This window comes from Methylocucumis oryzae (assembly GCF_000963695.1).
GTDB classification, from domain to species: Bacteria; Pseudomonadota; Gammaproteobacteria; order Methylococcales; family Methylomonadaceae; genus Methylovulum; species Methylovulum oryzae.
Genome location: NZ_LAJX01000375.1, coordinates 1 through 433, shown reverse-complemented (window position 1 = coordinate 433; position 433 = coordinate 1). Strand labels below are relative to the sequence as shown.

1 protein-coding gene is annotated in these 433 nt (G+C 55.9%); it reads left to right on the top strand.

Annotation, left to right across the window (positions count from 1 at the left end; all coding sequences use genetic code 11):
* On the top strand, positions 1-433 hold a 433-nt coding region (locus VZ94_RS21760), incomplete at both ends, for an IS66 family transposase (protein ID WP_045780852.1).

Sequence of the window (433 nt, the reverse complement as noted above, 5' to 3'; positions counted from 1 at the left end):
CTCGGCGATTGGCGAGGCCATCTCATGGTCGATGATTATGCCGGCTATAAGGCCTTATTTACTGACACTGGCGACGCCGGTGCCTGTATAGAACTCGGTTGTTTCGCACATGCCCGACGCAAATTCTTTGACTTGCACCAGGCTAATCACAGCCCGATAGCGTTAGAGGCGCTAAACCGAATAGCGGAGCTATATGCGGTAGAAGCCGAAGCTAAGACCCTGACCATTGCTGAGCGGCAAGCTTTACGCGCCGAAAAAAGCCTACCGGCACTAGCCTCTTTGCACGCTTGGCTCATGGCAACCCGCGCCAAAACCGCACCTGGCGGCGCCACTGCCAAGGCTTTAGATTACAGCCTCAAACGCTGGCCGGCGCTTTGTCGCTACGCCGAAACCGGACACTTGCCGATTGACAACAACCCGACCGAGAATTGCA